The following is a 19,761-nucleotide window of genomic DNA, read 5'->3' as shown; positions in this document are numbered from 1 at the left end:
CGACCAGCCACGACCGGCGCGCAGCCACCCGGCAAGATCACCCCACAGACGAGTAGGCCACAACCCCCCGCAGCAACTGATCAACCGCCTTGCGCGCGGCCTTGGCCACAGTCGACCCCTCGCCCCCGGACACAGGCGCCGCCGCGGAAATCTGCCCCAGCACATCGATCACCTGCTTGCACCACCGCACAAAATCCCCCGCCGGCATCTCCGCCTCCCGCAGGACCTCGTCGAGCCCCTTCCCGGACGCCCACATGTACGCGGCCCAGGCGAACCCGAGATCCGGCTCCCGCTGCCCGACACCCTCGGTCTGGCTGATCCGGAAGTCTTCCTCCAGAGCATCCAGCCGCCCCCAGATCCGCACCATCTCACTGAGCGCGGCCTTGGCCTTGCCGGACGGCAGCTTCGGCGCCATCGCGTCGTCGCCGACCCGCGACTCGTACACCAGCGCCGAGACACAGGCGGCCAGTTCGGCCGGGGCCAGTCCCTCCCAGACGCCCTCCCGCAGGCACTCGCTGGCCAACAGGTCGAGCTCGCCGTACAACCGGGCCAGCCGCTTGCCGTGCTCGGTGACCTCGTCGCCGCGCAGATAGTCCAGCTCGGTCAGCAGCGCGACGATCCGGTCGAAGGTGCGCGCGATGGTGTTCGTGCGCCCCTCGATGCGCCGCTCCAACTGCGAGGTGTCGCGCAGCAGCCGGTGATAGCGCTCGGCCCACCGGGCGTGGTCCTCCCGGTCGTCGCACCCATGGCACGGGTGCGCGCGGATCGCCGTGCGCAGCCGGGCGATCTCCCGGTCGTCGGCGGCCTCCGACCGCCTCTTGCGGGCCCGCTCGGGCGGAATGTGCCCCGCCTTGGTGCGCAGCGCGGAGGCGAGATCCCGACGGGACTGCGGGGAGCGCGGGTTGAAGGACTTGGGGATCCGCATCCGCTCCAGCGCCTCGACGGGCACCGGGAAGTCCATCGAGGCGAGCCGCTTGACCTGCCGCTCGGCGGTCAGGACCAGCGGCCGGGGCCCGTCGTGGTGCTCGAAGCCGCGGTGGCCGTTGGACCGCCCGGCCGGCAGCCCGGGGTCCAGCACCAGCGCCAGGCCGGCGTACTTGCCGGTCGGCACATGGATGACGTCACCCGGCTTGAGCCTCTCCAGCGCCACGGCGGCCTCGGCGCGCCGCTGGTTGGCGCCCTGCCGGGCCAACTCGGTCTCCCGGTCCTTCAGTTCACGCCGCAGCCGCGCGTACTCCTCGAAGTCACCGAGGTGGCAGGTCATGGAGTCCTTGTAGCCCTCAAGACCCTCCTCGTTGCGCTGTACCTGGCGCGAGATCCCGACGACCGACTTGTCCGCCTGGAACTGCGCGAAGGACGTCTCCAGCAGCTCCCGCGAGCGGTGCCGCCCGAACTGCTCGACCAGGTTGACGGCCATGTTGTACGACGGCTTGAAGCTGGACCGCAGCGGATACGTGCGTGTGCCGGCCAGTCCCGCGAGGTGCTCGGGGCTGCTGCCGCGCTGCCACAGCACGACGGCGTGGCCCTCGACATCGATGCCGCGCCGGCCCGCGCGCCCCGTCAGCTGGGTGTACTCACCGGGCGTGATGTCGGCGTGCTGCTCGCCGTTCCACTTGACGAGCTTCTCCAACACCACCGAGCGGGCGGGCATGTTGATGCCCAGCGCGAGCGTCTCGGTCGCGAACACGGCCTTGACCAGGCCGCGTACGAAGAGTTCCTCGACGACCTCCTTGAACGTCGGCAGCATGCCCGCGTGGTGGGCGGCGATACCGCGCTCCAGGCCCTCCAGCCATTCGTAGTACCCGAGGACGTGCAGGTCCTCGGTGGGGATGGAGGCGGTGCGCTCCTCCACCAGGGACCGCACGCGCTCGCGCGCCTCGTCGTCGTTGAGCCGCAGCCCCGCGTACAGGCACTGCTGGACCGCGGCCTCGCAGGCCGCGCGGCTGAAGATGAACGTGATGGCGGGCAGCAGCCCCTCGGCGTCGAGTCGTTCGATGACCTCGGGCCGGCTCGGCGTCCACACCCGCGAACGCTGGCGGCGCTCCCGCTCCCGGTCGGCCTCGCGCATCGCCCGGCCGCGTCTGCGGTCCTGGTACGACGGACGCTGGGCCTCCATCCGGGCCAGCCGGGTGAGGTCGGGGTTGACGGCCTTCTTGCTGCCCTCGCCCTCCTCGAACAGGTCGTACATCCGCCGTCCGGCCAGCACATGCTGGAACAGCGGCACGGGCCGGTGCTCGGAGACGATCACCTGGGTGTCGCCGCGGACGGTGTCGAGCCAGTCGCCGAACTCCTCGGCGTTGGACACGGTCGCCGAGAGCGAGACCAGGGTGACCGACTCGGGGAGGTGAATGATCACCTCTTCCCATACGGCACCGCGGAAGCGGTCGGAGAGGTAGTGCACCTCGTCCATGACCACGTATCCGAGGCCGAGCAGGGTCTGCGAGCCCGCGTACAGCATGTTCCGCAGCACCTCGGTGGTCATCACGACCACCGGGGCATCGGAGTTGACGCTGTTGTCGCCGGTGAGCAGGCCCACCTTCTCGGCGCCGTAACGGCGGCACAGGTCGGCGTACTTCTGGTTCGACAGCGCCTTGATGGGTGTCGTGTAGAAACACTTCTTGCCCTGCTGGAGGGCGAGGTGGACGGCGAACTCGCCGACGATCGTCTTGCCGGAGCCGGTGGGCGCGGCCACCAGTACGCCCTTGCCCGCCTCGAGTGCCTGACAGGCCTCGATCTGGAAGGGGTCGAGGCCGAAGTCGTACATCTCGCGGAAGGAGGCGAGCGCGGTGGCCTGCTCGACAGCGCGCCTGCGTGCTGCCGCGTACCGCTCGGCCGGGGAGAGGTCCTCTGTCATCTTGTCTACGAGACTACCCGCCACCACTGACAGTCCACTCGATCTTTATCGACCGTCCCGCATCCCAGAACGACGACAGGGGCCCGCCGGTTCGTCCCGGCGGGCCCCTCGCACGCTGTGCGGAAGATCAGGGCAGGTCAGGTCACGTCGTCGTACCCGTTGACCCGTTCCGTGCTCGACTGCTCGGGCAGCGCCCGGCTGGCGGAGACGGTCTCGACCTCACCGACGTCCTCGGGGGTGAGGTCCAGCTCGGAGGCCTCGTCGTCGTCGGGGCCGAGGGCCTCGCGGCGGCGCCGGCGCCGGTCGTTGACCAGGGAGAAGAGTGTCGCGACGAAGTACAGCACCCAGATGGGGCCGGCCAGCGCCAGCATGCTCAGCGGGTCCGTGCTCGGCGTCGCCACGGCGGCGAACACGGTGATGCCCATGATCATCGCCCGCCACCAGCCGAGCATCCGCTTACCGGTGATCATCCCGGTGAGGTTGAGCATGACCAGCAGCAGGGGCAGTTCGAAGGAGAGACCGAAGACGATCACCATGCGGGTGACGAGCTGGAGCAGATCGTCAAGGGGCAGCAGGTTGTCGATGCTGCCGCTCGGTGTGAAGTCGATCAGCACCTTCGCGGTGGTGGGAAGCACCGAGTACGCGAAGTAGGCGCCGCCGATGAACAACGGGGCGCCGGTGAAGACGAAGGCGTAGGCGTACTTCTTCTCGTGCCGGTGCAGGCCGGGGGCGATGAACGCCCACAGCTGGTACAGCCAGACCGGCGAGGCCAGCACGATGCCCGCGGTCAGCGAGACCTGCAGGGCCAGCGTGAAGGGTGCGAGCAGGCCGTTGATGGTGATCCGGGCGCACTTCTCCGAGGCCTCGGACGAACTGGCGAGCTGCTCGAAGGTCTTATCGCAACCGATCGAGTCCAGGATCGGCTTCGTCAGGAAGTTGATGATGTCGTTGTAGAAGAAGGCTGCGACGACCGTCACGACGACGATGGCAAGCAGCGCCTTCGCGAGCCGGTTGCGAAGCTCACGCAGGTGTTCCGCGAGGGGCATCCGCCCCTCGGGATCCTTCTCCTCTTTGCGGGCAGACTTCAGCAACCCACGTTCCCATCTCGTGCAGCGGGCCGGAGGTCACCGGCCCTGCGTCAGCGCTTGGTCGTGTCCGTCGGCTCGGAGACCGGGCGCGAGCTGGTGACGTCGCCCGGGGCGGCCTGGATGGTGCGCTGCGCCGGGGTCTGCTGGTCGTCCTGCGGCGGGGCCGCGGGAGCGGAGGCGTTGTCCTGGCCCTCGGACTTCATCGCCTTGGCCTCGCTCTTGAGGATGCGCGCGGACTTGCCGAGCGAGCGCGCCATGTCCGGAAGCTTCTTCGCGCCGAACAGCAGGATGATGACGACGAGGATGAGAATGATCTCGGGGGCGCCGAGCCTTCCGAACATAAGTCTTTACCTTCTCACCGAGGCGGCTTGAGTGGGATGCTGTCCGACCGGTCGGACAGGTGTCCGAACGATCGTGCTGACAGCGATCGTAACGCTCAGGGGTGAACGACTGGCAATCCCTGTGCGTACTCCCGGTTCGCGATCCGCGCCTCGTTCTCCGGACCGCGAGCAGCAGCGTACCTGTCGGGGCCACCCAAGTGACAGGGCGAAGTGACCCAAAGCGCACCACTCGCGGAACTCACAGGCGCCGCACGAGGCCTCTCACAGCGTGTCCACGGCCCGGGCCGCGCTCATGGATGCGCGCTCCAGGTCCTCCGCGGCGCGGTTGATGCGCCGGGCGGAGTCGGTGACCTGCCTGCCCAGCCGCTGCGCCTCCAGGAAGACCCGTACGGCGAGCACGCCGAGGACGGCGAGACCCACGAAACCCACAGCTACCGCGAACATCGGCCAGAACATGAGGGCGAGCCTAGAGGGTGGAGTGCAGCCGCAGGGTCCGGACCCCGCCGCCGGTCAGCAGCTCGACGATCCGCTCCCCCGCCGGCTTGCGGACGGAGGTGCCGCAGTCGGGGCAGGTGAAGGAGTAGAAGGTGGTACGGCTCGTGGCGCCGATGGCCAGACGCAGGGCGCTCGCGGCCAGCTCGAAGCGGCCCCGGCAGTCGGGGCAGCCGGCCCTGAAGGTCACCGGGGTCACGCTTCTCATCCCGGCGAAGGCGGCGGCCACCGTCATGTCCCGCACATCCCTGTCCTGCACATCAGACGTCGACGACTCGCTCAAAGCTCCTGCTCCTGCCTGTCGTGCTGCCCGTCGTACCGGCTGTCCTGAACCGTGCGCGCCCCGTGGTCGCCGTGTGCCTCGACCCCGTCGTACGCCGCCAGGGCCTCACGGGCGGCCTCACGGGCGCTGTCGGCCAGGTCCCGCGGCGAGACGATCCGGCCGTCCCGCCCGAGCCGCAGCGCCAGCCGCCGCAGGGACGTGGGATCCGGGGTGCGCAGGGTGATACGCAGGCCCCCGTCCGGAAGCTCATCCGCACTGTCGTGCGGGTAGTACTCCGCCACCCAGCGCCCGCCGGGACCGACCTCGACGACGACCTCGGGGTCCTCCGCGGCCGGCTGCACCAGGCCCTCGGACAGGTCCCGCAGCTCGATCTCGGGCGGCGCGGACGGCTCGTCCAGGATCTTGATCTCGGCGACCCGGTCGAGGCGGAAGGTGCGGCGCGCCTCCGAGCGGCGGCACCAGGCCTCCACATAGGTGTGCCCCACGCTGACCAGCCGGATGGGGTCGATCTCGCGCTCGGTGACCTCGTCCCGGGCGGGCGAGTAGTAGCGGATCCACAGGCGGCGCCGCTCGGAGATCGCCCGGTCGACGTCCGCGAAGACACCGCCCTCCGACTCGAAGGTCACCGACAGCCGGGCGCTGGCCCCCGCCTGCTCACCGGCGGCGGTCTCCACCTTGGCCGTGGCCCGCAGCAGGGCCTGCCGGTCGCTCTCGCGCAGGCCGGGCAGGGTGGACACGGCACGGGCGGCGACCAGCAGCGCGGTGGCCTCGTCGGCGGCGAGCCGGAGCGGCTCGGCCGTCTCCTCGCCGAGGGCGGCGGGATTGTGCCACCAGATCCGCTCGCCGTCGGTGTCGATGTCGAGCAGGTCACCGCCGCGGAAGCTGGTGCCGCACATGGGCAGTACGTCGAGGTCGGAGACGAGTTCGTCCTCGGTGATCCCGAAGGCGCGGGCGACGTCCTCGACGCGGGCGCCGGGGCGCTCCTTCAGGTACGTCACCAGGGAGAGCATCCGCCTGGTCTGGTCGATCGCGTTCACGGGCCTGGCCGGTTTGCCTGCCACAGTTCTCTTCCGCTCTCCCTCAGCCCTTGGCCACGGCACGCAGCCGGTCCACCACGTCTGCCCGCAGCTCGGCGGGTTCCAGGACCACCACGTCAGGACCGAACTCCACCAGCCAGGCGTCCAGGCCGTGGCCGTACGGAATCTCCAACTCGTCCCAGCCGTCGCCCAGTTCCCGCACCTCGGTGGCCTTCGCCCGCAAGGGGTACCCCGCGTCCGTGCGCAGCCGGATCAGCGCGGAGCGGTCGGCGGTCTCGCCGGCCCAGCTCGCGACGGTCTCGCGCACGGTGACGACGTCGGGCACCGGTGCGGTGAAGCGGCTGCCGCGCGAGCGCACCCGGCCGGTGATCCGGGACAGCCGGAACACCCGCTCGGCGCCCCGGTCCCGGTCGAATCCGGCCAGGTACCAGTGGCCCCGCCAGCACTCCAGCGCCCACGGCTCGACATGCCGGGGCTCGGGGTGGGCGGCGGTGGCCTTGCGGTAGTCGAAGACGACCGGGCGGCGGTCCCGGCAGGCCAGCATCAGCGGCTCGAACGCGGCCTCGTGCACCGGGATGCGCGGCTCCAGCGCGCCGTGCGCCTCGTAGGGGTCGACGTCCTCGGGCAGTCCGGCCGCGCGCAGCTTCTGCAGGGCGCCGCTGGCCGCGCCGGCGAGGCGGGCCTGCTGCCACACCTTGGCGGCCAGACCCAGGGCCGCGGCCTCCTCGGCGTCCAGGGTGATGGGCGGCAGGCGGTTGCTGTCGCGACGGGCCAGGTAGCCGACCTCGCCGTCGAGGTTTTCCACGGTCTCGATGACCAGGCCGAGTTCGCGCAGATCGTCCTTGTCGCGCTCGAACATCCGGTTGAAGGAGTCGTCGGAGCTGGCTTCGAGGTAGGCCTCGATGGACTCCCGCAGCTCACGCTTGCTCAGTGGCCGCCGCGTACCCAGCAGACACAGCGCCAGGTTCATCAGCCGCTCGGCCTTGGCAATGGCCATCGACGCCCTTCGCCTCCCTATGGTGCTTACGAACGATGACCGTACCGCCCCGAAGTGGCGTGGCAAAAGCCGAGGGCCCATGCCCGGACAGGCATGGGCCCCAGGTGATCGGGTCCGGTCGGATGCCGACGATCAGACGCCGAGAAGGTCGACCACGAAGATCAGCGTCTCGCCGGGCTTGATCGCCGGGGTCGGGCTCTGGTTGCCGTAGGCGAGGTGGGCCGGGATGGTCAGCTGGCGGCGGCCGCCGACCTTCATGCCCTGCACGCCCTGGTCCCAGCCCTTGATGACGCGGCCGCCACCGAGCGGGAAGCGGAACGGCTGACCGCGGTTCCAGCTGGCGTCGAACTCCTCGCCGGTGCTGAAGGCGACGCCCACGTAGTGGACGGTGACGGTCTGGCCCGCCTGCGCCACGGCGCCGTCGCCCTCCCAGATGTCCTTGATCTCCAGGTCCGCCGGGGGCTCGCCGCCCGGGAAGTCGATCTCGGGCTTGTCGATGCTCACGTCTCTAGCTCCTGCTTGTGTACGGAAAGGCAACGGGCACAGTCTTACATCTCGGCGGGGTCACATCTTCGCCAGGATGTCGACCGAGAAGACCAGGGTCGAGTCCTTCTTGATGCCACTGTCGGCGGGCGGGTTGTCGCCGTAGCCGAGGCTCGGCGGGATGGTGATGAGGACACGGCTGCCCACCTTCTTGCCGGTCAGTCCCTGCGCCCAGCCCTTGACGACCTGCTGGAGGGAGAACGACGTCAGCGAGCCGCTCTTGTACGACGAGTCGAACTCCTTGCCGCCCTCCCACAGCACGCCCTTGTACTGCACGAGCACGGTGCTGGTCGCGGCGACCTCCTCGCCGTCGCCCTCGATGACGTAGTTCGCCACCAGCTTCGTCGGCGCGTCGGCCTTGGGGACCTCGATGGAGGGCGCCTTGCCGTCGGTGTTGGTGCCGACCTTGGGCAGGTCCGCGTTGTCCTGGGCGACGTCCGTGCCCTTGGCGGAGCTCTTGGAGTTGAACGTCTCCTTCAGGTCCACGACGAAGACCAGCGTGTCGGTGCCCTTGATGCCGGCCTGCGCCTGGCCCTGCTCGCCGTACCCCCAGGTGGGCGGCACGGAGAACTCGACGCGGCTGCCCGTCTTCTTGCCCGCCAGCGCGTACCGCCAGCCGTCGATGATGCTGCCCGCGGCGAGCTGGATGAGCAGTGGCGCCTTGCGGTCGTAGGAGTTGTCGAAGACCTTCGCGGTGTCCCAGATCTGACCGAGGTAGTGGGCCTGGATGTAGTCGTTCTCGGCGACCGTGGTGCCGCTGCCCGCGACGAGGGTCTTGACCGCGAGGTCCTTCGAGGGCTCGCCGCTGCCCTTGGCGACGGTCGGCTTCTGGTCGAACTTCGCGCCCGCGGTGACGGCCGGCAGCGGCCCGTCGACGATCTTCGGCGGCGCCGCGGACGCCCCGGCCGACGCCGAGGGCGAGGGCGACGCGCTGTCGCTCGCCTTACTCGAGTCGGACTTGTCGTCACCGCATGCGGAGAGCGTGGCAAGTCCTGCGGGCACGGCGATGAGAAGTGAGCGTCGGCGCACGGTGGGGGCCTCGTAATCGGTCGATCTTGTGATGGCGTGCGCGCAACTCTACGGCGTGAGAAGGGCGCCGTACGTGAAACGTACGGCGCCCGTGTTGCGTTCCGAATGTCTCTCCGGAAACGCCCCTGCTCACATTCCGGCGATCAGCTTCTCGACCCGGTCGTCCACCGAACGGAACGGGTCCTTGCACAACACGGTGCGTTGTGCCTGGTCGTTGAGCTTGAGATGGACCCAGTCGACCGTGAAGTCACGGCGCTGTTCCTGCGCCCGCCGGATGAAGTCGCCGCGCAGGCGCGCCCGAGTGGTCTGCGGGGGAACCGACTTGCCCTCGAAGATCTTCAAGTCGTTGCAGATCCGGGCGGCTTGGCCCTTCTTCTCCAGCAGGTAGTACAGGCCACGACGGCGGTGGATGTCGTGGTACGCGAGGTCTATCTGCGCGACCCGCGGGTGGGACATGGTCATGTTGTGCTTGGCCCGGTACCGCTCGATGAGCTGGTACTTCATCACCCAGTCGATCTCGGTGCCGATCCGGTCGAGGTCCTCGGCCTCGATCGCGTCCAGTGTGCGGCCCCACAGCTCCAGGACCTGCTCGACGGTGCCGGTGCGGATGCCGCGGCGCTCGCAGAAGTCCACGGCCTTCTCGTAGTACTCGCGCTGCACCTCCAGCGCGGAGGCCTCGCGGCCGCTGGCCAGGCGCACCTTGCGCCGGCCGGTGATGTCGTGGCTGACCTCGCGGATCGCCCGGATCGGGTTCTCCAGGGTCAGGTCGCGCATGACGGTGCCCGCCTCGATCATGCGCAGCACCAGGTCGGTGGCGCCGACCTTGAGCAGCATGGTCGTCTCGGACATGTTGGAGTCGCCCACGATGACGTGCAGGCGGCGGTAGCGCTCGGCGTCGGCGTGCGGTTCGTCGCGGGTGTTGATGATCGGCCGGGAGCGGGTCGTCGCCGAGGAGACGCCCTCCCAGATGTGCTCGGCGCGCTGGCTGACGCAGTAGACCGCGCCGCGCGGGGTCTGCAGCACCTTGCCGGCGCCGCACAGCAGCTGCCTCGTGACGAGGAACGGAATGAGGATGTCCGCGAGACGGGAGAACTCGCCGTGGCGTGCGACGAGATAGTTCTCGTGGCAGCCGTAGGAGTTGCCCGCCGAGTCGGTGTTGTTCTTGAAGAGGTAGACGTCGCCCGCGATTCCTTCCTCGTGCAGGCGTCGTTCGGCGTCCACCAGGAGTCCTTCGAGAATGCGCTCGCCGGCCTTGTCGTGGGTGACCAGTTCGGTCACGTTGTCACATTCGGGTGTCGCGTATTCCGGATGCGATCCCACGTCGAGATAGAGGCGGGCGCCGTTTCGCAGAAAGACATTGCTGCTGCGGCCCCATGACACGACACGGCGGAAGAGGTACCGCGCCACCTCGTCGGGAGACAGGCGGCGCTGTCCCCTGAACGTACACGTGACGCCGTACTCGTTCTCCAGCCCGAAAATGCGGCGGTCCATGACTGAACATTACGCCCGATCCCCCGAGCTGAAACGGGGTTCGGCCGCACGGTTTGGATCATTTTCCGATGAAGAAGCAACCACGGCGCCCCGCGCGGAAGTCGCCAGGACCCCTCCCGTGGCCAGCAGGACGAGCAGGGAGACGGCCCCCGCGGCCCCCGGGACGACGAAGCCCCACTGGGCCCCGCCCGCCTCGACGACCGGGCCCGTGAGGCCCGTTCCGGCGGCCGTGCCGACCGTGAAGGTCGTCACGAGCCAGGAGAACGCCTCGGTGACCGTCCCGCGCGGGGCGTGCCGGTCGACCAGGACGAACGAGCAGGCGATGACAGGTGCCAGGAAGACGCCGGCGAGGACGGTGAGCAGCGTCATGGCGACCGGGCCCGGCAGCAGCGTCAGCGGCAGGTAACACACCGCCAGAAGCGCCACCAGGACCCGCAGTCGCCGCGCCGGATCGCCGGCCCACTGCCGCGCCCCGTACAACACGCCGCCGATGAGGGCGCCGATGCCCAGGGCGGCCATCAGCCAGCCGTAGACGGCGTCCCCGCCGTTGTCGTCCGCGTATGCCACGGATGCCACCGTGATGGAGCCGAGCGCGATGCCGACGAACAGGAAGGCGCTCAGCATGGCGAGCAGTCCGGGCGAGCGCAGCGCGCCCAGCCAGTGGGCCTCGCGCGGTGCCGAGCGCCACGCGCGCGAGGGCGGCGAGACGACCACCCAGAGCGCGCCCAGCACGCCGACGGCGTGCAGCACGAGCAGCGCCGCCTGCTCCGACCACACGGCCACGCACGCGGTCACCAGCAACGGCCCCACCGCGAACATGACTTCCTGCGCCACGGCGTCCATCGCGTACGCCCTGTGCACCTGGTCCTCCCTGTGCAGGACGGAGGACCACAGCGCCCGCAGTCCGCCCTCCAGGGGCGGTGTGAGGAGTCCCGCGGCGGCGACGGAGACGTAGGCGAGGGGCAGCGGATCGATACCGGTGAAGGCGAACACGGCCATCGCCAGGGCCGACAGCACCGCCGCGGGCAGCTGGACCCGCGGCTGCCCGTGCAGGTCCACCAGCCGCCCGAGCACGGGCTGCCCCACGGCGTTGGCCACGGCGTACGCGGCCACGAGGGCACCGGCCAGGCTGTACGAACCGCCCTCGGCCCGGACGAACAGCATGACCGCGATCGCGGCGGTGGCGTTCGGCAGCCGCCCCACCAGCGTGCCCGCCAGCAGGCGTGCCGCGTGTCGCGCCCTGAGGATCTCCAGGTATCCCACGGCCATGCCCCGCCTCCAAGTGTTACGTATAACGTCCGCTCTCATACGTACCATGTGCGCTGTTCACCCGTCCATGCGCACGACCAGACAGAGGGGAGCGGATCCGCTGTGGCACGCAGCAGCACCCGCCCCACCAGCCGTGACGTCGCCCAGGCCGCGGGAGTCTCCCAGGCCGCGGTCTCCCTGGTGCTCGGCGACAAGTGGCGCGGGCGGGTGTCCGAGGCCACCGTGGAGCGCGTACGGCAGGCCGCGCGCGACCTCGGCTACCGGCCCAACCTCGCCGCCCGCAACCTGCGCCTGGGCCGCACCCGCACGGTGCTCCTGGTGGTCCCGGCCCTGACCACCGAGTTCTTCGCCGGCGTCTACACCGGCGCCGCCCGGGTCGCCGCCGACCACGGCTTCGGAGTCGTCCTCTACCCCTCCCCCGAGGGCGTCGGCCCCGCCCGCGACCCCTTCGCCTCCGCCCAGGCCGCCCTGGACGGCGTCATCGCCTCCTCCATGGCCGCCGACGCCCTCAGCGCGATCCGCGGCGACCAACTGCCGCTGGTGATGCTCGACAGCGATCCCTCGGGCAGCCTCGGCGCGGCCACGGTCAACCTGGACATCACCGACGGCGTACGCCAGGTCGCCGAGCACCTGCTGGGCCTCGGCCACCGCCGTTTCCTGCACCTCGCGGCGGACGTGCCGTCCTGGACCTTCGAGATCCGCGGGCGCGAGCTGGCGGCCCGCGTCGGGGCCGTCCCGGGCGCCTCCGTGCGCACCGCCCGCGCGCCGATCTCCATCGAGGGCGCCCTGACCGCCGCCGAAGCCGCCCTGGCCGCCCCCGGCCCCCGGCCCACCGCCCTGGTCTGCGACGACGACAAGCTCGCGGCCGGCGCCTACAAGGCCGTACGGCGGCTCGGTCTGCGGGTGCCCGACGACGTCTCCGTCACGGGCCTGGACGATCTGGCCCTGGCCACCGCCATCGACCCGGAGCTGACCACCGTGCGGCTGGACGCCGAGCTGTTCGGCGAACGCGGCATGCGGGCCCTGCTGGCCGTCCTGGAGGGCCGCGCGCCCGAGGCGGGGGACATTCCCGTCGAGTTGGTCGTACGGGCCTCCACGGCACCGCCGAGCGCCTCCTGAACGCCCTGTGCCCCGGCCGAGTCGACGGCCGGGGCACAGCGGGGTTCGCCGGGTGGGGCGGGGTCACTCCTCGTCGGAGCTCTCCGCCTCGGTCGTCGCGCCGCCCGCCTCCAGCAGGCGACCGAGCTGGCGGCCGACGATGCGCTTGAACTTGCGCTGCTGCGGACGCGTCCGGTCCAGCACCGCGACCTCCAGACGCTCCGCGGGGATCTCCCGCTGCGAGCCGTTCGACTCGCGGGACAGGGCCTGGACGGCCAGTTGCAGCGCCTCGGCCAGGCTCATGCCGTCCTGGTGGCGCTGGTCCAGATAGCTGCTGATCAACTCGGCGTTGCCGCCGACCGCGACCGAGCCGTGCTCGTCCACGATCGAACCGTCGTGCGGCAGCCGGTAGATCTGGTCGCCGTCCGGCGTCTCCCCGACCTCGGCCACGACCAGCTCCACCTCGTACGGCTTCTCGCCGGCCGAGGAGAAGATGGTGCCCAGCGTCTGGGCGTAGACGTTGGCGAGACCGCGGGCGGTGACGTCGTCGCGGTCGTAGGTGTAGCCGCGCAGGTCCGCGTAGCGCACACCGCCGATCCGCAGGTTCTCGTACTCGTTGTACTTGCCGGCGGCCGCGAAGCCGATCCGGTCGTAGATCTCGCTGAACTTGTGCAGCGCGCGGGACGGGTTCTCGCCGACGAAGACGATGCCGTCGGCGTACTGCAGCACGACCAGGCTGCGGCCACGGGCGATGCCCTTGCGGGCGTACTCCGCCCGGTCGGCCATGGCCTGCTGGGGGGAGACATAGAACGGCGTCGACACCGGTTATCCGTCCCTTTCTGTCGGAGTCACTGGATCACCTTCACAAGAACCGAGGCCGTCGGCTACAGCAGGGCGGCCCGGGGGCCGTCGGGCTGCTCCAGGCGCCGCTCCAGGATCGCGCGGGCGATCTCGGAGGACTCCTCGTCGGTGAGACGGCGGAAGCCGTCCTCGGTGATCACGGTGACGATCGGGTAGATCCGGCGGGCGACATCGGGACCACCGGTCGCCGAGTCGTCGTCTGCCGCGTCGTAGAGGGCCTGCACCACGAGCGTCGTGGCCTGCTCCTCGGTCAGGGAGTCGTGGAAGAGCTTCTTCATGGCCCCGCGCGCGAAGATCGAGCCGGAGCCGGTGGCGGCGAAGTTGTGCTCCTCGGAGCGTCCGCCGGTGACGTCGTAGGAGAAGATCCGGCCCCGCTCGCGGTCCACGTCGTAGCCGGCGAAGAGCGGGACCACGGCCAGGCCCTGCATCGCCATGCCGAGGTTGGAACGGATCATGGTCGACAGCCGGTTCGCCTTGCCCTCCAGCGACAGCTGGGCGCCCTCGACCTTCTCGAAGTGCTCCAGCTCCAGCTGGAAGAGCTTGACCATCTCCACGGCCAGACCGGCGGTACCGGCGATGCCCACCGCCGAGTACTCGTCGGCCGGGAACACCTTCTCGATGTCCCGCTGCGCGATGACATTCCCCATCGTGGCCCGCCGGTCACCGGCGAGCACGACGCCGCCGGGGAACGTCACGGCCACGATCGTGGTGCCGTGCGGCGCCTCGATCACGCCCTGGGTGGGCGGCAGTTGCCGGTTGCCCGGCAGCATGTCCGGCTGGTGCTCCGACAGGAAATCCATGAAGGACGACGACCCAGGCGTCAGGAAGGCGGCCGGCAGACGCCCGGTGCTACGAGTGTTGGCTTCCACGCGTTTCCTTCCACATAAGCAGCAGCCCGCCCCAAGACGTCGGGCCGATCCTTGAACTGCCCCGATGCCGCATCGCGGCCGAGGCACGGTACGCCTCGGACCCTACCCGTGTTGCGGCAGTGATCCACATGTGCGGCGGAACCGACAATCATCCGCGGCACGCACCCACTTGGCAGGCGTACGACTCCTCGCGCGGGACCCGCCATGCGTCGGCGGCCCGTGGGTCGCCGACGCATCGCGTCGAGCACCTCTCCCTGCCCCGTCGTTCACGAGTGTGACTTACTGTCCACCCTTTTGAACGAACGAGCGCACGAAGTCCTCGGCGTTCTCCTCCAGGACGTCGTCGATCTCGTCCAGGACGGAGTCCACGTCGTCGCTCAGCTTCTCCTGGCGCTCCTTGAGATCCTCGGAGGCCTGCGCCTCGGGCGCTTCCTCGACCTCCTCCGTGGAGCGCGTCGCCTTCTGCTGTCCGCCGCCGGTGTCCTTGGTCGCCATAACCCTCACCCCGCTCGGTTCGACGTTCTTGATCAGACCCTACAAGCAGGGTCCGACATCGGCCCCGCAGTTCCCTCAACGTCCGGGGACCACCTCGATGATTCCCGGACGGCGAGCTTTCCACCCTGTGGGACCGAGTCGGCCCCGAGTACCCCGTCAGCCGCCCGACAGGACCCTGACCAGGTCTTCCGCCGTGCGGCAGCGGTCCAGGAGCTCCTTGACGTGATTTCGCGTTCCGCGTAGCGGTTCCAGGGTTGGGACGCGCTGGAGGGAGTCGCGCCCCGGCAGGTCGAAGATGACCGAGTCCCAGGAGGCCGCCGCCACGTCGTCGGCGTACTGCTCCAGGCAGCGGCCGCGGAAGTACGCGCGGGTGTCCTCCGGCGGCTTCGTACGGGCCCGCTCGACGTCGGCCTCGTCCAGGAGCCGCTTGATGCGCCCGCGGGCCGCCAGACGGTTGTAGAGGCCCTTCTCGGCGCGTACGTCGGCGTACTGGAGGTCGAGGAGGTGGAGCTTGGCGGCGTCCCAGTCCAGGTCGTCCCGGCGCCGGTAGCCCTCCATGAGCTCCCGCTTGGCGACCCAGTCCAGCTCGCCGGCCAGGCTCATCGGGTCGTTCTCCAGGCGGTTGAGAGTGTCCTCCCAGCGGGCCAGGACGTCCTTGGTCTGCTCGTCGGCGTCCGCGCCGTACCGCTCCTCCACGTACTTGCGCGACAGCTCGTAGTACTCCATCTGAAGCTGGACCGCGGTGAGTGTGCGGCCGCTGCGGAGCGTGATCAGCCGCTGGAGGGACGGGTCGTGCGAGACCTGGTGGAGGGTGCGTACGGGCTGGTCCACCGCCAGGTCCACGGCGATGAAGCCGTCCTCGATCATGGACAGGACGAGCGCCGTCGTGCCCAGCTTGAGGTAGGTGGAGATCTCCGAGAGGTTCGCGTCGCCGATGATCACGTGCAGGCGGCGGTACTTCTCGGCGTCGGCGTGCGGCTCGTCGCGGGTGTTGATGATCGGCCGCTTGAGCGTGGTCTCCAGGCCGACCTCGACCTCGAAGTAGTCCGCGCGCTGGCTGATCTGGAAGCCGTGCTCGTGCCCGTCCTGGCCGATGCCGACGCGACCGGCGCCGGTGACGACCTGGCGGGAGACGAAGAAGGGCGTCAGGTGGCGCACGATGTCCGAGAAGGGGGTCTCCCGCTTCATCAGGTAGTTCTCGTGCGTGCCGTAGGAGGCGCCCTTGTTGTCGGTGTTGTTCTTGTAGAGGTGGATCGGCTGGGCACCGGGGAGCTGGGCCGCCCGCTCCGCCGCCTCCGCCATGACACGCTCACCGGCCTTGTCCCACAGGACGGCGTCCCGCGGGTTGGTGACCTCGGGGGCGCTGTACTCGGGGTGGGCATGGTCGACGTAGAGCCGCGCGCCGTTGGTGAGGATCACATTGGCCAGGCCGATGTCCTCGTCGGTGAGCTGGCTGGAGTCGGCGGCCTCGCGGGCGAGGTCGAAGCCTCGGGCGTCCCGCAGCGGGTTCTCCTCCTCGAAGTCCCAGCGGGCCCGCCGGGCCCGGTGCATCGCCGCCGCGTAGGCGTTGACGATCTGGGACGAGGTGAGCATGGCATTGGCGTTGGGGTGGCCGGGGACGGAGATCCCGTACTCCGTCTCGATACCCATTACTCGCCGTACGGTCATGCGGCCCTCCTTGCCCGGCGGCGCCCTCGGTCGGGGGCGGCGCTCAAGTACCGCTGGCGCTCCGGTGCGTGTGCGGTGCCCGTCCCCGCACTGCGCGACTCGGCGGTACCGAAGAGCCTAGAACGGCTTTGCGCTGGTGGGGAGATCATTTGCGTCATTGCCTTGGGGTCGAGCGTTCGCCTGAAAAACAGTCGGCTGCGGGTACCCGCTGAGGGCACCCGCAGCCGCCCTGTTTCTTACAGGTACTGACCGGTGTTCGCCACCGTGTCGATGGAGCGTCCGGTGTCCGCGCCCTGCTTTCCGGTGATCAGGGTACGGATGTAGACGATCCGCTCGCCCTTCTTTCCGGAGATGCGGGCCCAGTCGTCCGGGTTGGTGGTGTTCGGCAGGTCCTCGTTCTCCTTGAACTCGTCCACGCAGGCCTGGAGGAGGTGGGAGACGCGCAGACCCTTCTGGTTGTGGTCGAGGAAGTCCTTGATCGCCATCTTCTTGGCGCGGCCCACGATGTTCTCGATCATGGCACCGGAATTGAAGTCCTTGAAGTAGAGGACTTCCTTGTCGCCGTTGGCGTAGGTGACTTCCAGGAAGCGGTTCTCCTCGGACTCGGCGTACATGTGTTCCACGGCCGTCTGGATCATGCTCTGGACGGTGGTGGCCTTGCTGCCGCCGTGCTCGCCGAGGTCGTCGGAGTGCAGCGGGAGGCGCTCGGTCAGGTACTTGCCGAAGATGTCCTTGGCGGCCTCGGCGTCGGGACGCTCGATCTTGATCTTCACGTCCAGGCGGCCGGGGCGCAGGATGGCGGGGTCGATCATGTCCTCGCGGTTGGAGGCGCCGATCACGACCACGTTCTGCAGGCCCTCCACACCGTCGATCTCGGCGAGCAGCTGCGGGACGATGGTGTTCTCCACGTCCGAGCTGACACCGGAGCCACGGGTGCGGAACAGGGACTCCATCTCGTCGAAGAAGACGATGACCGGAGTGCCCTCGGAGGCCTTCTCACGTGCACGCTGGAAGACCAGGCGGATCTGCCGCTCGGTCTCGCCGACGTACTTGTTGAGGAGCTCGGGACCCTTGATGTTGAGGAAGAAGCTCTTGCCGGTGGCCTGACCGGTGACCTCGGCGACCTTCTTGGCCAGCGAGTTGGCGACGGCCTTGGCGATGAGCGTCTTGCCGCATCCGGGGGGCCCGTACAGCAGCACGCCCTTGGGCGGCCGCAGTTCGTGCTCCTTGAACAGGTCGGGGTAGAGGTACGGAAGCTCCACGGCGTCGCGGATGGCCTCGATCTGGCCACCGAGTCCACCGATCTGCTCGTACCCGATGTCGGGTACCTCTTCGAGGACGAGCTCCTCGACCTCGCTCTTGGGAACGACCTCGTAGACGTACCCGGAGCGTGGTTCGAGCAGCAGGGCGTCGCCGGGGCGGATGGTGACGTCCATCAGCGGCTCGGCGAGCCGTACCACCCGCTCCTCGTCGGTGTGCCCCACCACGAGGGCGCGCTCGCCGTCCTCGAGGATCTCCTTGAGGGTGACGATGTCGCCGACGCTCTCGTACTCCATGGCCTCGACCACGTTGAGAGCTTCGTTGAGCATCACTTCCTGGCCGCGCCTGAGCTCTTCGAGCTCGACGCTCGGGCTGACGTTCACCCGCAGTTTGCGGCCGCCGGTGAAGATGTCGGCCGTGCCGTCCTCGTTCGCTTCGAGGAAGACACCGAAGCCGGCCGGCGGCTGTGCGAGCCGGTCGACCTCCTCCTTGAGGGCCACGATCTGGTCGCGGGCCTCACGGAGCGTGTTCGCCAGTCGCTCGTTCTGCGCGGACACGCCGGCCAGATTGGTCTGCAGCTCGACGATCCGCTCTTCGAGAATCCTCGTGTGTCGCGGAGAGTCGGCGAGCTTGCGTCGCAGGACGGCGATCTCCTGCTCAAGGTAGGCAATCTGCCCGGCAGGGTCGTCGGACCCTCGTCCCGGGCGGATGCCGCGGTTCATGTCGTCGTCGTGGGCTGCCACGGTCCTCACCTCCTCCAAGGGGAGCTGGACGCTTCCAGACCCTACCTGGGTGGGTGTCGATTGAAACCCCTAGATCACAAAGACGGTCGGGGTGTGTCCGATCTTCACCCTTGCGCTCTCCCTCACGCCAGGGGAATACCCACCGAACATGATTGGAAAGCCGTCGGAGGTAGGGTCGAACTGTTCAACACCCGTCAGAGCTGGCCGGATTCCCGGAACGCTCTGTGTTCAAACGGCAGGAGACATGACCGTGCAGCAGGAGGCCGAGGCCGGCGGCGAGGCACTGGAGGTCTGGATCGACCAGGACCTCTGCACCGGTGACGGCATCTGCGCCCAGTACGCGCCCGAGGTGTTCGAGCTGGACATCGACGGCCTCGCCTATGTGAAGGGCTCGGACGACGAGTTGCTCCAGGACAAGGGCGCCACAACGCCCGTGCCCCTGCCGCTTCTCACGGACGTCGTCGACTCGGCCAAGGAATGTCCGGGCGACTGCATCCACGTACGTCGGGTTTCGGACAGGGTCGAGGTCTACGGCCCTGACGCCGAGTGACCACGATGGTACGAGGCGTCACTACTGTCTGATTTCTCACAGATGCCGGTGACCCGGCTCAGGCGTTGCCGGTGCCTGCCGGTGCCGAGCGGATGAACGAGCCGTTCTTCCAGCGCCACTTCGCGCTCTGCTTCACGTCGGGGCAGCAACTGGGCACGTCGGAGGTCGAGTAGCCGAGGAGTGTCGCGAGGACGGCTCCGTCACGCAGCGCGAAGTCCGTGACCGTACGGCGGTCCTTGGGGTCGACGAGGGTGGCGACCACACGCGGGGCGCCGGTCTCCTTGGCCCGGGTGAGGACGTACACGCCGTCGGGCGGGGTGCCCATCGGCGCGTCGCAGTGCACCACCGCCACCGTCTCCGGCCGGCCGTCGCCGTCGAGGTCCCCGGTGGCCTTCTTCACGACGAGGGCCTTGACCGGGCCGCAGTCGATCGGGAACGCGGCACTCGCGGGGTCCGGGGGCGTGGTGAAGGCCGGGGCGGGAGCCGTTCTGCTCTGCGGGCCGGCCGCCTGGGCCGCCGTCGCCGGATCGGGCTGGAGCACCGAGGACAGGGCCACCACGCCCGCGACGGCCGTCGCGGTGGCGACCCAGTGGATCGGGCGGGGCTGCGTGTGTGCCAGTTCCGGGACGGCGGAGTGCTGCACTAGGAAGTGTCTCCTGTGAGGGCTGTGCCGGTGGGATGGCCTGCATGGTGCCACACGTCACGGCCGGGACGGAACGGCGGGGTGGGGTTCCGGGGGCGGAGGCTTACGGAGTCCGGCGGGGTGTCAAGGACTGCCGGGCCGCTCTCAACA

Annotated in this window: 20 protein-coding genes; 2 read left to right on the top strand and 18 right to left on the bottom strand. The window is 69.4% G+C overall.

Going from position 1 to position 19,761, the window contains the following annotated elements; translation table 11 throughout:
* Positions 1-37 precede the first annotated feature (37 nt).
* The 11 genes from K4B79_RS27595 to K4B79_RS27545 form a co-directional block, all read right to left on the bottom strand.
* The gene (locus tag K4B79_RS27595) at positions 38-2,854 is read right to left on the bottom strand and encodes a DEAD/DEAH box helicase (protein WP_232029634.1); all 2,817 of its coding nucleotides are present in this window, start codon (positions 2,852-2,854) and stop codon (positions 38-40) included.
* Between the two features lie 137 nt (positions 2,855-2,991).
* Positions 2,992-3,945: a twin-arginine translocase subunit TatC gene (gene tatC / locus K4B79_RS27590; RefSeq protein WP_232029633.1), complete on the bottom strand. Its 954-nt coding sequence runs from the start codon at positions 3,943-3,945 to the stop codon at positions 2,992-2,994.
* 47 nt (positions 3,946-3,992) lie between these two features.
* Entirely contained in the window at positions 3,993-4,283 is a 291-nt protein-coding gene (gene tatA, locus K4B79_RS27585) for a Sec-independent protein translocase subunit TatA (RefSeq protein WP_232029632.1), read from the bottom strand.
* Positions 4,284-4,544: 261 nt separating this feature from the next.
* Positions 4,545-4,739, bottom strand: coding sequence for a hypothetical protein (locus K4B79_RS27580; protein ID WP_232029631.1), 195 nt, complete (start codon positions 4,737-4,739; stop codon positions 4,545-4,547).
* Between the two features lie 10 nt (positions 4,740-4,749).
* Positions 4,750-5,010 carry a phage terminase large subunit family protein gene (locus K4B79_RS27575; RefSeq protein WP_232029630.1) on the bottom strand — a complete coding sequence of 87 codons (261 nt, stop codon included), beginning with the start codon at positions 5,008-5,010 and terminating at the stop codon, positions 4,750-4,752.
* 44 nt (positions 5,011-5,054) lie between these two features.
* Positions 5,055-6,119 (bottom strand): helix-turn-helix transcriptional regulator, encoded by a 1,065-nt coding sequence (locus tag K4B79_RS27570; RefSeq protein WP_232029629.1) that lies wholly within the window; start codon positions 6,117-6,119, stop codon positions 5,055-5,057.
* Between the two features lie 19 nt (positions 6,120-6,138).
* The gene (locus K4B79_RS27565; protein WP_232029628.1) at positions 6,139-7,092 is read right to left on the bottom strand and encodes a helix-turn-helix transcriptional regulator; all 954 of its coding nucleotides are present in this window, start codon (positions 7,090-7,092) and stop codon (positions 6,139-6,141) included.
* A 132-nt stretch (positions 7,093-7,224) separates the two neighbouring features.
* Positions 7,225-7,596 (bottom strand): FKBP-type peptidyl-prolyl cis-trans isomerase, encoded by a 372-nt coding sequence (locus K4B79_RS27560; protein WP_030672441.1) that lies wholly within the window; start codon positions 7,594-7,596, stop codon positions 7,225-7,227.
* Positions 7,597-7,656: 60 nt separating this feature from the next.
* The gene (locus K4B79_RS27555) at positions 7,657-8,664 is read right to left on the bottom strand and encodes an FKBP-type peptidyl-prolyl cis-trans isomerase (protein WP_232029627.1); all 1,008 of its coding nucleotides are present in this window, start codon (positions 8,662-8,664) and stop codon (positions 7,657-7,659) included.
* Between the two features lie 129 nt (positions 8,665-8,793).
* The gene (gene pafA / locus K4B79_RS27550) at positions 8,794-10,155 is read right to left on the bottom strand and encodes a Pup--protein ligase (protein ID WP_067429457.1); all 1,362 of its coding nucleotides are present in this window, start codon (positions 10,153-10,155) and stop codon (positions 8,794-8,796) included.
* Between the two features lie 9 nt (positions 10,156-10,164).
* Positions 10,165-11,424 carry an MFS transporter gene (locus K4B79_RS27545; protein WP_232029626.1) on the bottom strand — a complete coding sequence of 420 codons (1,260 nt, stop codon included), beginning with the start codon at positions 11,422-11,424 and terminating at the stop codon, positions 10,165-10,167.
* 102 nt (positions 11,425-11,526) lie between these two features.
* Here K4B79_RS27545 and K4B79_RS27540 point away from each other — a divergent pair, with 102 nt between their 5' ends.
* A complete protein-coding gene (locus K4B79_RS27540; protein WP_232029625.1) occupies positions 11,527-12,543 on the top strand; it encodes a LacI family DNA-binding transcriptional regulator in 1,017 nt (338 codons plus the stop codon).
* A 63-nt stretch (positions 12,544-12,606) separates the two neighbouring features.
* Here the strand turns inward: K4B79_RS27540 and prcA are convergent, their stop codons facing one another.
* From prcA to arc, 6 genes are all read right to left on the bottom strand, one after another.
* Positions 12,607-13,344 (bottom strand): proteasome subunit alpha, encoded by a 738-nt coding sequence (prcA, locus tag K4B79_RS27535; protein WP_232029624.1) that lies wholly within the window; start codon positions 13,342-13,344, stop codon positions 12,607-12,609.
* A gap of 62 nt (positions 13,345-13,406) precedes the next feature.
* Positions 13,407-14,252, bottom strand: coding sequence for a proteasome subunit beta (gene prcB, locus K4B79_RS27530; RefSeq protein WP_232029623.1), 846 nt, complete (start codon positions 14,250-14,252; stop codon positions 13,407-13,409).
* Positions 14,204-14,404, bottom strand: coding sequence for an endonuclease domain-containing protein (locus K4B79_RS27525; protein ID WP_308280517.1), 201 nt, complete (start codon positions 14,402-14,404; stop codon positions 14,204-14,206). The genes prcB and K4B79_RS27525 overlap by 49 nt, the downstream gene beginning before the upstream one ends.
* Before the next feature lie 127 nt (positions 14,405-14,531).
* Positions 14,532-14,747 carry a ubiquitin-like protein Pup gene (locus K4B79_RS27520; protein WP_030606474.1) on the bottom strand — a complete coding sequence of 72 codons (216 nt, stop codon included), beginning with the start codon at positions 14,745-14,747 and terminating at the stop codon, positions 14,532-14,534.
* Positions 14,748-14,903: 156 nt separating this feature from the next.
* Entirely contained in the window at positions 14,904-16,415 is a 1,512-nt protein-coding gene (gene dop, locus K4B79_RS27515; RefSeq protein WP_349256040.1) for a depupylase/deamidase Dop, read from the bottom strand.
* A 236-nt stretch (positions 16,416-16,651) separates the two neighbouring features.
* The gene (gene arc / locus K4B79_RS27510) at positions 16,652-18,418 is read right to left on the bottom strand and encodes a proteasome ATPase (protein ID WP_232029622.1); all 1,767 of its coding nucleotides are present in this window, start codon (positions 18,416-18,418) and stop codon (positions 16,652-16,654) included.
* Positions 18,419-18,662: 244 nt separating this feature from the next.
* On the opposite strand from arc, the gene K4B79_RS27505 reads away from it, so the two are divergent.
* Complete coding sequence (locus tag K4B79_RS27505; RefSeq protein ID WP_232029621.1) at positions 18,663-18,968, top strand: ferredoxin; 306 nt, start codon at positions 18,663-18,665, stop codon at positions 18,966-18,968.
* A 58-nt stretch (positions 18,969-19,026) separates the two neighbouring features.
* Here K4B79_RS27505 and K4B79_RS27500 read toward each other — a convergent pair whose 3' ends face one another.
* A complete protein-coding gene (locus tag K4B79_RS27500) occupies positions 19,027-19,611 on the bottom strand; it encodes a hypothetical protein (protein WP_232029620.1) in 585 nt (194 codons plus the stop codon).
* Positions 19,612-19,761: the final 150 nt, after the last annotated feature.

This window comes from Streptomyces lincolnensis, from assembly GCF_021173675.1.
Classification (GTDB): domain Bacteria; phylum Actinomycetota; class Actinomycetes; order Streptomycetales; family Streptomycetaceae; genus Streptomyces; species Streptomyces lincolnensis_B.
Note: the sequence above shows the minus strand (reverse complement) of the source record. Positions and strands in the feature narration are given on the sequence as shown.